The organism is Sagittula sp. MA-2 (assembly GCF_030126985.1).
Taxonomy (GTDB): domain Bacteria; phylum Pseudomonadota; class Alphaproteobacteria; order Rhodobacterales; family Rhodobacteraceae; genus Sagittula.
In genome coordinates this window covers 1,657,067-1,670,080 of sequence record NZ_CP126145.1, presented here as the reverse complement: position 1 = coordinate 1,670,080, position 13,014 = coordinate 1,657,067, and the positions used below count along the sequence as shown (strand labels likewise).

The 13,014-nt window shown below is 65.0% G+C and carries 11 protein-coding genes; 5 read left to right on the top strand and 6 right to left on the bottom strand.

Features of this window, described 5'->3' with window-relative positions; all coding sequences use genetic code 11:
- Positions 1-61 precede the first annotated feature (61 nt).
- Entirely contained in the window at positions 62-751 is a 690-nt protein-coding gene (locus QNI11_RS08375) for a M48 family metalloprotease (protein ID WP_283983067.1), read from the top strand.
- A gap of 9 nt (positions 752-760) precedes the next feature.
- Here QNI11_RS08375 and QNI11_RS08370 read toward each other — a convergent pair whose 3' ends face one another.
- Together QNI11_RS08370 and QNI11_RS08365 are read right to left on the bottom strand one after the other, a co-directional pair.
- Positions 761-1,906 (bottom strand): hypothetical protein, encoded by a 1,146-nt coding sequence (locus QNI11_RS08370; protein ID WP_283983066.1) that lies wholly within the window; start codon positions 1,904-1,906, stop codon positions 761-763.
- Positions 1,907-1,909: 3 nt separating this feature from the next.
- Positions 1,910-2,689 carry an SDR family oxidoreductase gene (locus QNI11_RS08365; RefSeq protein WP_283983065.1) on the bottom strand — a complete coding sequence of 260 codons (780 nt, stop codon included), beginning with the start codon at positions 2,687-2,689 and terminating at the stop codon, positions 1,910-1,912.
- Between the two features lie 162 nt (positions 2,690-2,851).
- On the opposite strand from QNI11_RS08365, the gene QNI11_RS08360 reads away from it, so the two are divergent.
- On the top strand, positions 2,852-3,853 hold the full coding sequence (locus tag QNI11_RS08360; RefSeq protein WP_283983064.1) for a Hint domain-containing protein: 1,002 nt from the start codon (positions 2,852-2,854) through the stop codon (positions 3,851-3,853).
- A gap of 28 nt (positions 3,854-3,881) precedes the next feature.
- Here QNI11_RS08360 and QNI11_RS08355 read toward each other — a convergent pair whose 3' ends face one another.
- Positions 3,882-4,136, bottom strand: coding sequence for a Rho termination factor N-terminal domain-containing protein (locus QNI11_RS08355; protein ID WP_283983063.1), 255 nt, complete (start codon positions 4,134-4,136; stop codon positions 3,882-3,884).
- A gap of 115 nt (positions 4,137-4,251) precedes the next feature.
- Between QNI11_RS08355 and QNI11_RS08350 the strand changes: the two genes are divergently transcribed.
- Together QNI11_RS08350 and QNI11_RS08345 are read left to right on the top strand one after the other, a co-directional pair.
- Positions 4,252-5,334 (top strand): transglutaminase-like domain-containing protein, encoded by a 1,083-nt coding sequence (locus QNI11_RS08350; RefSeq protein ID WP_283983062.1) that lies wholly within the window; start codon positions 4,252-4,254, stop codon positions 5,332-5,334.
- 326 nt (positions 5,335-5,660) lie between these two features.
- Positions 5,661-7,259: a peptide chain release factor 3 gene (locus QNI11_RS08345; protein ID WP_283983061.1), complete on the top strand. Its 1,599-nt coding sequence runs from the start codon at positions 5,661-5,663 to the stop codon at positions 7,257-7,259.
- 4 nt (positions 7,260-7,263) lie between these two features.
- Here the strand turns inward: QNI11_RS08345 and QNI11_RS08340 are convergent, their stop codons facing one another.
- Together QNI11_RS08340 and QNI11_RS08335 are read right to left on the bottom strand one after the other, a co-directional pair.
- The gene (locus tag QNI11_RS08340; protein WP_283983060.1) at positions 7,264-9,402 is read right to left on the bottom strand and encodes a calcium-binding protein; all 2,139 of its coding nucleotides are present in this window, start codon (positions 9,400-9,402) and stop codon (positions 7,264-7,266) included.
- 175 nt (positions 9,403-9,577) lie between these two features.
- The gene (locus QNI11_RS08335; RefSeq protein ID WP_283983059.1) at positions 9,578-9,772 is read right to left on the bottom strand and encodes a hypothetical protein; all 195 of its coding nucleotides are present in this window, start codon (positions 9,770-9,772) and stop codon (positions 9,578-9,580) included.
- 371 nt (positions 9,773-10,143) lie between these two features.
- Between QNI11_RS08335 and QNI11_RS08330 the strand changes: the two genes are divergently transcribed.
- Entirely contained in the window at positions 10,144-10,560 is a 417-nt protein-coding gene (locus QNI11_RS08330; protein ID WP_100926981.1) for a DUF3299 domain-containing protein, read from the top strand.
- A 109-nt stretch (positions 10,561-10,669) separates the two neighbouring features.
- On the opposite strand, the gene QNI11_RS08325 is transcribed toward QNI11_RS08330, so the two are convergent.
- Positions 10,670-12,814, bottom strand: coding sequence for an OmpA family protein (locus QNI11_RS08325; protein ID WP_283983058.1), 2,145 nt, complete (start codon positions 12,812-12,814; stop codon positions 10,670-10,672).
- Positions 12,815-13,014: the final 200 nt, after the last annotated feature.

Below are 13,014 nucleotides of genomic sequence, written 5' to 3'. Positions count from 1 at the left end.
ATGGCGTCCCGCCCGCAAATCACCCCTTTCCCCGGTCGGGCCGCGGACCCATATTCAGCCCATGCTGAAGTTCACCCCGATCCTCCTCGCGATCATCTATGCGCTGGTGATGTACCACTTCTCGGCGTGGCGCACGCGACGAGAGCTGGACGCACGGTCCACCGAGCTTGCGGACCCGCGCCTGAAGAAGCTGACCGACCGCATGGCGCAGGCGCTCGACCTCCCCCGCATCCGGGTGAACATCTACGAGATCGATCCGGTCAACGGTCTGGCGGCGCCGGACGGGCGCATCTTCATCACGCGCGGCTTCTACAAGAAGTACCAGCAGGGCGAGGTTTCGGCAGAGGAGCTGTCCTCTGTCATCGCGCATGAACTGGGCCACGTGGCGCTTGGCCACGCGCGCCGCCGGATGATCGACTTCTCCGGCCAGAACGCCATCCGGACCGCGTTGATGATGGTGCTGGGGCGCCTGATCCCCGGCGTGGGTGTCTGGCTTGCCAACATGCTGACGACGCTGCTGGCGGCGCACCTGTCCCGGTCCGATGAATACGAGGCCGACGCCTATGCCGCAGCCCTCCTCCACAAGTCCGGTATCGGCATCGCCCCCCAAGTCAGCCTGTTCAGGAAGCTGGAGGCGTTGACCCAGTCGAACCGTGCCGCACCCGCCTGGCTCCTGTCGCACCCCAAGACTCAGGACCGCATCACCGCCATCGAGACGATGGGCGCCCGCTGGACCACGCCGGAGACCTGAGGCACCGGATCAGCCTTCCGCAGGCAGCAGGTCGAAGGTGCCCTCGGCGACGTCCGTGCCGTTCACCTGCACGACGATCCCGTGTGCGCCCGGGTGCAGCCGGTAGGTCGTCGCGTCGCCTTTCAGGACATGCCGTTTCTCGAACCGCGCGGCGCGGCCCTGTGCGACCTTTCCGGCCTTCAGCTTGAACACCTTTTCCGCCGATCCGCCGGGCCGGGCGAACCGCAGGCGATAGTCGACGAGGACGGGCAAGGCCTCATCTGCCACGATCTCCACGGCAAAGCGCAGCGCCTCCCCGATCTTCACCTTCGGCGTCAGTAGGTCGAGCGTGGCGGTCACATCCCCGGCGCGATAGCCCAGCAGATCGAGCGCGGGACGCTCGCCGCGTTTCACTGCCGTCCGCAGGGCGTGGCGGGTGATCCACGCCATCTCGCCCGCCTCCTGCCGACCCTCCGCCTGCCAGCCTGCGAGGCACGCCACCACTTCGTCCGGCATCACCTTCGACAGGTCGTTCATGTGGTTGGCGACGGACCGCGTGACGTAGCGCGTCGGATCGGCGTGCAGCACGTCGAGGAAGGCCAGCGGCACCGCCGGATCGATCTCGATGTTCCGCGCCCAGGGCAGCCGCGGGCGGGTGCCTTCACTGACCAGCCGGCGCACGTGGTAGTTGTCGTCCCGCGCCCAGTCGTGCAGCTGCGCGAGCGTCCGCTCCGGCCAGCGGTTCAGGAAGGGCCTGATGTAGAACTCCATGGAGAACCGGCGGGTAACCGCGTGCAACAGGTCAAGGGCGCGGTCGGGGTCCTCCATCCCGTGACGAACGATCAGGATGCCATGCACCGCGTGGATGAACCGACCGAAGTCGTCGTCCTTCAGCGCAGGGTCCAGCGCGGGGGGCAGAGCCGCCTCCAGCGCCTCGGCCATGGGGCCGAAGCTAGAGGGGAGTTGCGCCTCCAGACAGTCCGCCATCCACTCCAGCCGCTCCAGCAGACCGCGCCCGGCCAGTCCCGGGACACACTCCGCCAGGAAGCGATCCCGGTCGAACCCGGGCAGGACAGCGAACTCGCCGGCCAGATCGGCCAGCGAATCCGCATTGAACAGCTGATCGGCAAGGGAGAAGCCAGCGCCGCCCCCCTTGCCATCCGGTCCCCGTGCCACGGCTTACATCGTCATGTTGGAGGCGCCGCCATCCAGCAGGATGTTCTGTCCCACCATGAAACCCGCGTGCTGCGAGCACATGAAGGCGCACATCTGACCGAACTCTTCCGGCGTGCCGTAGCGTCCGGCGGGGATGGTCGCGTAACGTTCGGCGCGCGCCTCCTCCAGCGAAATGCCCTTTGACTTCACCACTGCGCCGTCCAGCGAATCCGCGCGGTCGGTGGCGTGGATGCCGGGCAGCAGGTTGTTGACGATAACACCCTTGGGCGCCACCTGCCGGGAGGTCCCGGCGACGTAACCCGTCAGACCCGTCCGGGCGGAGTTCGACAGCCCCAGTACGGCCACCGGCGACTTCACCGAAACGGAGGTGATGTTGACCACCCGGCCCCAGCCCTTGTCGATCATCTTCGGCATGAGCGCGGTCATCAGCGCGATGGGCGTCAGCATGTTCGCATCGAGTGCCTTGATGAAATCCTCGCGCCCCCAGTCGGACCACATGCCCGGCGGCGGGCCGCCCGCGTTGGTCACGAGGATGTCCACGTCGCCCGCCTCTTCCAGGACCCGTGCACGTCCGTCTTCCGACACGATGTCCGCCGCAACCGTCGTGACGCTGACCTGCCAGCGGTCGCGGATTGCCTGCGCGGTCTCTTCCAGCGCCTCCGCCCCCCGTGCGTTCATCACGAGGTCCACGCCCGCCTCTGCCAGTGCCTCCGCGCAGCCGCGCCCGAGTCCCTTGCTCGATGCGCAGACCAGCGCACGTTTACCGCGAATTCCCAGGTCCATTGCGACCTCCTAAGTGCTTGTTTTCTGCTTCGTTTCAGCAACGCCGACAAATCGTCGGTCCGCAACCCATTTGATGACACAATTTCCCGGCATACAATGCCCCGGTGGGAGGTTCTATGAACTGAGTCCCCCGCATCTTGCTGCCAACTGCCAGGAGTCGTCATGAGCCGTTCCGCATCGTCCCTACAGGTCTTCCCCGCCACCGCCCTGCGCGTGGTCAACGGGGCCAACCTCGGCGATGCGCTGGCCTGGGCAGAGGACCTTCAGCCCGACGACATCTACCGCCTGTCACCGCTGTCCGCGCTACGCACCATCTCGGTCGAGAACACGGCAAAACCGCCCTTCCGCATTGGCGACAGGACGGAGGTCGGGACCCCCGGCAACGCATTGCACCTCGACTGCTGCGTGACCTTCATGTCCGGCTCCGGCAACACGACAGAGGCGCTGGTGCTTGTGGAAACAGACGAGGAGGGCAACGCGGTCCAGGTCTATGCCCTGCCCCTGACGGAAATGTCGCCCAAGATCGACTATGTGCTGGTCGGCATTTCGGAGGAAACCGCGCTTGCCCGTTACGCGCAGATCGCCTGTACGTCCTTTACCGCGGGCACGCTGATCACCATGGCCTCAGGCGCGCAGAAGCCGGTGGAGGATCTGGTGGCCGGAGATCGCGTCCTCACCCGTGACGACGGCCCGCAGGAGATCCGCTGGATCGGCCACCACACCTCGCGCGCCTCGGGCACCTTCGCGCCGATTCTGATCCGCGAGGGGGCACTCAACAACGCCCGCGACCTGTACGTGTCGCCCGACCACAGGCTGTTCATTTACCAGCGCCGCGACGAACTCGGCGCCGGCCGGTCGGAAGTGCTGGTCCGCGCCCGCCACCTCGTGAACGGCGACACGGTGGTCGTCGCGCCCGGCGGTTTCGTCGACTACTTCCAGATGCTCTTCGACGCGCATCAGATCATCTATGCCGAAGGGATCGCCGCCGAATCGATGCTGGTGACAACTCAGACGCAATCGGTTCTGCCCGATGCGCTGGCCGACCGTCTGTCGGCGCTGATCCCGGGGCACAAGCGCACCGACTTCTCCGGGTACGAGATCGGAGAGGCACTGCTGTCGCATCCCGATGCCGCGGCCCTGCTGAGGAAATCCTCCGGCGGCTGAACCGCGACCCTTGGGACGCCCGCCAAGGTCAGTGAGACCGGAGCGCCTCGATCAGTTCGTCCTTGTTCATGTCGGACCGCCCTTCGATCCCGATCTCCTGCGCGCGGGCGTATAGATCGTCCTTTGTCCATTCCTCGTAAGGCGGCGCCTTGCCGCCCTTCTCGGACGGGTGCATGTCCTCGTTCGCCTTGGCATTTGCGATGCGGGCCGCCTTTTCCTTGGACATGCCGTCGTCTCGCAGGTCGTCGTACAGCTTTTCGTCCTTGATGCTCGGTCGTGACATTGGGGGTCTCCTTTGCTGCAACAAAAACGTATGGCGCGCGCCGCGGGTTCCGGCCCTTGTAGCCACCGGGAGCGGGGCGTATCCCGTCGCCAAATCCTGACCGAAAGGACATTCCATGCGCCGTCGCCAATTCCTCCTCCGCTCTGCCGCCGTCTCCGCCCTGATCGCCGCGCCCGTCTCCCTGCGCGCCGCCTACGCCCCCGCCTCAACCGCGTGGCGCACGTTCGAGCTGACGACGACCGTCACGCTCGACCGCAACGGCAAGGCAGCGCAGGCGTGGATCCCTGTCCCCGCCCATGCCGATCCGCTCTGGACGATCCCGGGCGACACCGCCTGGACCGGCAATGCCGACACGGTGGAACAGGTCATGGCAGAGGATGGCAGCCACGGGTTCATCCACGCCACGTGGGAAGCCTCCGACGCGCCCGCGGTGCTGGAGGTGACCTCCGAAGTCCGCACCCGCGACCGTCACTCCGGCCTTCCCGGCAACGCGGTCCTCTCCGACGAGGAACGTGCCCGGGCAACGGCCCCCACGGACCTGCTGCCGCTGAACGGCATCGTTCTCGACACCGCCAACGAGATCACCGATGGCGCCGGGGACGACCTCGACCGCGCCATGCGCATCTACAACTGGGTGGTCGACGAGACGGAGCGCAATCCGGAGACGCGCGGCTGCGGACTGGGCGACATCGCCTCCATGCTGCACACCGGCGACCTGACGGGCAAATGCGCCGACCTGAACGCCCTTTTCGTGGGCCTCGCCCGCGCCGCTGGACTCCCCGCCCGCGATCTTTACGGCATCCGCGTCGCGCCCTCTGCCTTCGGCTACAAGGCCCTGGGTGCCGGATCTGCCGAAGTGACGAAGGCGCAGCACTGCCGCGCCGAGGTCTTCATCGAGGGTCAGGGCTGGGTCGCGGCCGACCCGGCGGACGTGCGCAAGGTGGTGCTGCAGGAAGACGACGGCAAACTGAGCCTTGCCGACGCCAAGGTGCAGGACGTGCGCGAGGCGCTGTTCGGCGCGGCGGAGGGCAACTGGATCGCCTACGGCACCGCGCATGACGTGACGCTGCCCGGCTCGGACAACGGTCCGGTCCCGTTCCTGATGTACCCGCAGGCGGAAATCGGCGGTGAACGGCGCGACGAACTCGAGCCGGACACCTTCAGCTACACGATCACCACGCGCGAGCTGGAAGCCTGATCCGGCCCGCGCGCAGGTTCAGGCCCGCGCGCGGAACGGTGACGCGAAGGACGGTGCGGCTGTGAAGTTCGCCGTCCAAGCGATTGTTATAAAAAGAACTCGGCCATCTGACCACTTGCGGTGAGCGGCACCGGACAACCGTTGTGTCATCTGGTTCCCTGGGTGGCCAAGCGCGCCGAGGAAGGCCGCTCAGACATGAACACTCCGGGACCAACGACTTCCTCTGCTCGTCGAACCCGGGCCGCCAATCCGTCGCAAAGCCAGAATGGCCGCACAGTCTCCTGCATGGATTGTGCGGCCCTCGAATACGCGCTATCTGCGCCTCCATGCTGGACAATCGCCCCTCCCTTCCGCCCGAAATCGCCCGCCGCCGGACGTTTGCGATCATCTCGCACCCCGACGCGGGCAAGACCACTCTGACGGAAAAGTTCCTCCTCTACGGGGGCGCTATCCAGATGGCCGGACAGGTGCGCGCCAAGGGTGAGGCACGGCGCACCCGGTCGGACTTCATGCAGATGGAAAAGGACCGGGGCATCTCCGTCTCGGCCTCTGCCATGTCCTTCGATTTCGGCAAGTTCCGCTTCAACCTCGTCGACACGCCCGGCCACTCGGACTTTTCCGAGGACACCTACCGCACGCTGACGGCGGTGGACGCCGCGGTCATGGTGATCGACGGCGCCAAGGGCGTGGAAAGCCAGACCCAGAAGCTGTTCGAGGTCTGCCGCCTGCGCGATCTGCCGATCCTGACCTTCTGCAACAAGATGGACCGCGAGGCGCGCGACACCTTCGAGATCATTGACGAGATCCAGGAAAACCTGGCCATCGACGTGACGCCCGCATCCTGGCCCATCGGGATGGGGCGCGATTTCCTCGGCTGTTACGACATGCTGAACGACCGGCTGGAACTGATGGACCGCGCCGACCGGAACAAGGTAGCGGAATCCATCAGCCTCGAAGGGCTGGACGACCCGCGCATGGCCGACCACATCCCCGCCGCGCTGCTGTTCCAGCTTCGCGAAGAGGTGGAGATGGCACGCGAACTGCTGCCCACACTCGACCCGCAATCTGTTCTCGAAGGGCACATGACCCCGATCTGGTTCGGTTCTGCGATCAACTCCTTCGGGGTGAAGGAACTGATGCAGGGCATCGGCACTTACGGCCCCGAGCCGCAGGTCCAGAAGGCCACCCCGCGCGAGATCGCACCGGAAGAGACCAAGGTCGCCGGTTTCGTCTTCAAGGTGCAGGCCAACATGGACCCCAAGCACCGCGACCGCGTGGCATTTGTCCGGCTCGCTTCGGGCCATTTCGAGCGCGGCATGAAGCTGACGCACGTGCGCACCAAGAAGCCCATGGCGATCACGAACCCGGTGCTCTTCCTCGCCGCCGACCGTGAACTGGCGGAGGAGGCCTGGGCGGGCGACATCATCGGCATTCCGAACCACGGGCAGTTGCGCATCGGCGATACGCTGACCGAGGGCGAGATGCTGAAAGTGTCCGGCATCCCGTCCTTCGCACCCGAACTGCTGCAGACCGTGCGTGCGGGCGACCCGATGAAGGCCAAGCACCTGGAAAAGGCGCTGATGCAATTTGCCGAGGAAGGCGCGGCCAAAGTCTTCAAACCGATGATCGGCTCCGGCTTTATCGTCGGCGTGGTCGGTGCGCTGCAATTCGAGGTTCTGGGCAGCCGGATCGAGCTGGAGTACGGCCTGCCCGTCCGGTTCGACGCCTCCCAGTTCACCTCCGCCCGCTGGGTGCATGGGCCGAAAGAGGCCGTCGAGAAGTTCTCGCAGGCCAACAAGCAGCACATCAGCTACGACCACGACGGCGATGTGGTCTATCTGACGCGCCTGCAATGGGACATCGACCGGGTGGAGCGTGACTATCCCGACATCACGCTGAGCGCGACGAAGGAAATGATGGTCTGATCCGTCAGAACATGTCGTCGAAGTTCGGCGGCGCATCCATCACGAAAACGTGGATGTCGGCGGTGGCCACCGTGCCATCGGCGAGCACCACGGTTTCGACCTGGCGCATGTCGACCTTTCCTTCCGGCGTCACCAAGGACAGACCGCCGTCGAGGTGCTGGAACGACACGTCGTTCTTGGACCATGTGACAGCGACCGAGTCGTTGCCGGCGCCGCCGAAGACCCGGTCCTGTCCGCCGACCAAAACGAATTCGTCGTTGCCGGCGTCGCCGTACATCAGGTCGTTGCCGTAGCCGTCGACGATGTAATCGTCCCCTTCCCCGCCATACAGGCGATCCTCACCGTGCCCGCCCTTGAGCGTATCGTTCCCCTCACCCCCGAACATGGTGTCGTTGCCCTGTCGGCCAAGCATCGAGTCCCGGCCCGTGCCGCCAACCTGCCGGTCGTTTCCGCTGCCCCCATCGTGCGACGCCGTCTTGTCGATGACCACGCGGACGAAGTCGTAGGGCATCAGTCCGACCTGAACGATGCCCGTGGAGAGGTAGTCGCCCGAAAGCGTTGTCACGAGTGCATCCACGTCGGTTTCCGTCGCGAAGTAGTAGTCGTCGATACCGGTCGGATTTGCGGTCAGCGGCACGATGCTGTCGAACGTCGGCAGGTAGGTCTGGTAGCGCCCATCCCCCATGTCGCGGATATGGTTGGAGTTTGCGGGGTCGAAGAAGGCCAGCGTGGCAAGCTGGTCCGCTTCCTCCTGGTCGATGACGCGCCGCCCGATGCGGTTCAGCCCCTCCTCGTCCGCCATGTCCGACAACCCGTCCGAGGTGGACCGATCGATGGTCACGCGGGTCACTTCGACGGTGGAATCCGCGGTCAGGAACGGCGAGATGTCGAGGTTGACCGTGGCGCGGTTCAGGTCCCGGAGCGTCATGAAGATGACATCCTGATAGGCGCTCGAGAAGAGGTTCACCTCGACGTTGTCGTTGCTGCCCGTGCTGTTGGAGGCGATGCTTTCGAAGGCGGTGATCGTACCGGTCTGGCTTGTCTGCGGGCGGAGGGTGTCCGCCATCATCTGGAAGGCCGTGCCGCCCATGGTCAGGTCGATCTCGTCCACCTGCCGGTTGCCTGCGACGTTCGTTCCGGTCCTGTGCTGCAGCGGCCAGATGAAGGCGTCCTGCACGCCTGCCTGCACCATGAATTCGAACTGCTCCAGCAAGATGCCGGCACTCGCCGCACCAAGCTGGTTGTAGTTGCTGGCCAGCACGTTCCATTCGGTGATGTAGAGCTCCACGTCATGGCCCAGCCACGCGCTGAAGTTCTGGATGCGCCAATCGAGGCTGCGGTACTCGTACCATTCATGCGTGAAGGACTGATCGTCCTCGTGGGAGCGGTTGTAGTAGTAATGCGCCACGCCACCGTCGACCGCCGCACGCGCCCGCCCGTTCAGGAACGAGACGATCGCCTCGTTCGCCATGTCGAACGAACCGCTTCCCTTGTAGGTGCTGGCCGCGCCCTGGATCTCGCCGATCTGGAGCAGGATCTTGGGATCGTGTGCGGGGCCTGTCGTCTCTGTCGCCACGCGGTCCATGGCGTCGAGAGAGGCGTTGATGACACGGTTTGCCGCGACGCCGTACTCCGCCTCCGTCATCGAAGACACGAAATCGCCGTTCGGGTTTTCCTCCGGATGGGCGCTGCGGTCATAGTTCGGATCGTACCGGCCGATGGAGTATTCGTTGCCGATCTCGAAGGCCTCGATCAGCGGACCGTATTCCTTGAGCAGGAGGTAGACGAAATCCTCGATCTGACTGGCCGGCAGGTCGGTCTTTGTCGGCAGGACGATGGTGACCTTGCCCGGTTCGTCGCTGGTCCCGGAATCGCGGACCCAGTCGAGGAAGCGGCGCACCTCTTCCCTGATACCGCCATTTTCCAACCGGGTGATGTCGATGACGTTTTCCGTTCCGCCGCCGGGGTAACGGAAGTGGTTGAGCCCGAGCGTCTGTGCAGCGCTCTGGAAACCGTCCGTTGGACCAAGGTGCCCATGCGCATCCACGTTCACCAGTTGCAGTGCGTTGGCACCGAAGTGGTCCGATTGCACGAACCTCCCGGTCGCAGAGAGGTTTGTCAGCGATACGTTGTATTGGGGCATGCAGGCACTCCGACAGCAGTGCGCTCATACTCCGAGGAAACGTCTCCTTGCTTTGGACATGTGTTGGGCAAACAAGTGAACATCCCGTACATTTTGACCCGCCGTTTAACGATATCGGACGTTCAAGCGGGGCCGTGACCGGCCCTTTTTACATGTCGTTAACCGGTCCGACCGTTCAGTTTTCGGGAACGATGGTGAAGTGCCCGGATATCAAGGTGCAGATGGGTTGCATGCGCGCCGCGCCGGACAGCTCCGTTTCGGCTGCGGTCAACGCGGCTTGCGACGATCTCGCCACCATGGGCAGCTCGTTTGCGCAGGCGTACATGTGAATATCGGCCAGGACTTCCAGAAGCCATCTGTGGTCAGCCATGTCATTCCCCTCATTTCCGGCGCCAACGGCATCGTACCTTTGGCGGCAAGACCTGCGTATTTTCACGGCGTTGGTCTAAATTATTCGCTAATCCCGGATGAAGCGCCTGATCCAGCGTCTACACAGCCGCATTAGGCGATCCGGATTCGCTCCACGCCCGCATAGGCTTTGGAATCCCCTCATGGGAAAATAATGAGGAAATCATACACGCTATACGTGCTCAAACTCCGGCCCTCCCTTTTACCGGCGAAAGACCCCGTATCACGACGGATAGGCGAATCGCCGCTTGGCCGAGCCCTCAAACCGGCTGGCTGTCAGACCCGATTTTCCGTATCCTCAGGCGCACCCGCTTCCCCTTCCCGGAGTACCCGATGCGCGCCCTGCCCCTGATCGCACTTGTCCTGCTCTCCCAACCGGCACTGGCCAACCCGTGGGAGCTGATCACCGGCATCACCTACAAGGAAACCGAGACGGAAACGTCCTGGTCGGTCGAGAAGACAATCCCCGAGGAACTGCGCGCGCAGGCCGAGGAATTCACGATCACCGGCTATTACGTCCCGGTCGAGGCGCAGGCGCAGGTCACCCAGTTCCTGCTCGTGCCCGACCCCGCGGATTGCCCATTCTGCGGCACGAATGGCTACGGTCCGACGCTTGAAGTGCAGATGTCCCGGCCCGTTCCAGACATGGCGGAGGCGACCGAAGTCACCGTGACCGGTACGCTGAACTTCGACGACAGCCCGGAAACCTACCGCGCGGTCTTTCTGACCGAGGGCGCACTGGTGAACTGAGCCATCCCTTCGCGGGGCGTTCGGACGGCACATCCCTCAGCAGACCCTTTCCACCAATAAAAAACGGGCCCCGCAAGGGCCCGTTCTAGTCGTTTGGAGAGAGAGAGGATCAGCTGCCGTTCTGCAGGAGCGGCGTGATCCGGCGCACGGCAGCGCGGCGGTTGGCACGCTCGGCATCGGTCGTCGGCACAAGCAGATCGCTTTCGCCGTAGCCCTGCAGCACCATGTTCTCCGGCGGCACGTTGAAGTACTCGGTCAGGGCAAGTGCCACCGACTCTGCACGACGGTCCGAAAGGGCGAGGTTGTAGGCGTAGTTGCCCACGGCGTCAGTGTGACCTTCGATCAGGAAGACCTCGCTCGGGTTCTTGTCGATGAACGACTTCAGCGCGTTGCCCAGAGCCGCGAGTTCCTGCGCCTCATCCGGACGGATGGCTGCGCTGTTGGTCTCGAAGTTGATGGTGTCCACGCTCACTTCCGGCACGAGCTGACGCACGCGGTCGATGTTGCGGACCTGGTTCAGCGAAAACGTCCGGCCGAGCTGCGGGGCGACCTGAGAAGCCAGCGCCTGCTCCAGCGTGGCGGCATCGGTGCCTTCGCGGTAGATCGTCCGCTCTTCGTTGCTGCGCGAGCTGACCTGCGGCAGGTCACCCACGACGACTTCCTGCGACTGCTGTGTGTCGTCAAAAAGGACGACGCGGGACCCGTCGGTCAGGATGCGCGTACGGCGCAGCACACGGCCATCGGCGGCACGCACCGTCTCGACCGAGGTGCCGTCGTCATAGGCCACCACGTTGCGGGTGGAGCCGTCGTTGTACTGGTAGGTCGTGACTTCCGCACCCGGGCGGCGCAGCAGGACGTCGTCGTTGCGCAGCACGCGGAAGCGGCCGTTGTTCTCGACCACCACGCGGTCGCCGGAGTTCGAAACCACGTTGTCGTTGTTGTCGAGGATGTTGTTCAGAGCCACGGCACCAAGACCCAGCAGGGCGGCACCTGCGACGGTACGGGCGCGCTCGGCGTCCTCACCGGCATCACGCGCTTCCTGCTTGTAACGCTCCGCTTCGGCCTGCGACTGGTTCACGGTCGTCTGGAAGTCTTCGCTGGACTGGCGGGTGTTTTCCTCGGTCACGGTCTCCTGAACCGCTTCCGGCTCTTCGGCACCGCCCTCGGCAGAGGCTGCGGCAGCGGCGGATGCGCTCTGGTCAGCCTCGGCAACGGCATCGGCCTGTGCTTGGGCGTCGGCTTCCGTCGGCATGTTCTCTTCGCCCACGGTGGCTTCGGCCTGCTGCTCCAGGGCCTGCTCGGCTTCGGTCTGGGCTTCTGCCACACCGTCCTGCGCGTCCTGAACAGCCTCTTCGGCGGCGCCTTCGGCCTGCTCGACCGCAGCGGCGGCGTTGTCTTCGGCCTGCTGGGCTTCTTCCTCAAGCGCTGCGGCCAGATCGTCTGCCTGCACTTCGCCAGTGGCTTCCGCCTCGGCCTGTGCTTCGGCCTCGGGTGCTGCCTCTACCGGCGCGGCCTGCTCAGCTTCGGCCTGTGCTTCGGCTTCGGGCGCTGCCTCCACGGGCGCGGCCTGCTCAGCTTCGACCTGTGCTTCGGCTTGGGGCGCTGCCTCCACGGGCGCAGTCTGCTCGGCTTCAGCCTGTGCTTCCGCTTCGGGCGCTGCCTCTACCGGCGCGGCCTGCTCAGCTTCGGCCTGTGCTTCGGCCTCGGCCTGCGGCACAGCTTCGGCCGCGGCATTGGCTTCGGCGTCGGCCTCTTCCTGCAGGGCCGCAGCCAGATCGTCCGCCTGGACTTCGCCTTCAGCAGTACCTTCGACCTGCGCCTGCGCTTCTGCCGGCTGATCGACCGGGGCCTGCGCGTCCGCTTCCGCCGAAGCTGTCGCTTCCGCACCGGCGGCCACGTTCGGCTCTGCTGCGACATCGGGGGCTGCGGCAACATCGGCAGCGGCGGCAGGCGCGCCGGTGGCCAGAAGCTGGTTCAGGTCCACGCCGGGAACATCCACGCCGTTGGCGGCGAGGTCTTCGGCCATATCGACAACAGCCGCTTCGCGCGACGCGTCCTGGGAGGCCTCCACCACGAGGTTGCAGTCGAGCGACGGCGGGGTTTCACCTTCGGCAGCGCACATTGCCTGAAGTGCGCCCATCAGTTTCTGCATCTGCCCGGGGGGGAGTTGCGATGCTTCCTGTGCGGACATCGGTGCACCAAGCGCGATGGACAGCGCGGCGACCGACGACGTCACGAGATTGCGGGTTTTCATTGTATTCTCCTCTCTCGACGCCTCTCTGGGAGGCTTGCCCTGCAAACGCCCCGGGCCGCGTTCGGTTGCATGATTTCGCATAACTATGCGTCAATCCTTGAGCAGGTTGCCGCGTATTGAGGCCCTGCGCGGACACATTCGAAACATGCCGTGTGGTCGGGGCCGCCTCAGGCCGCGCTTTGATCGCCTGTTTTCCAAGG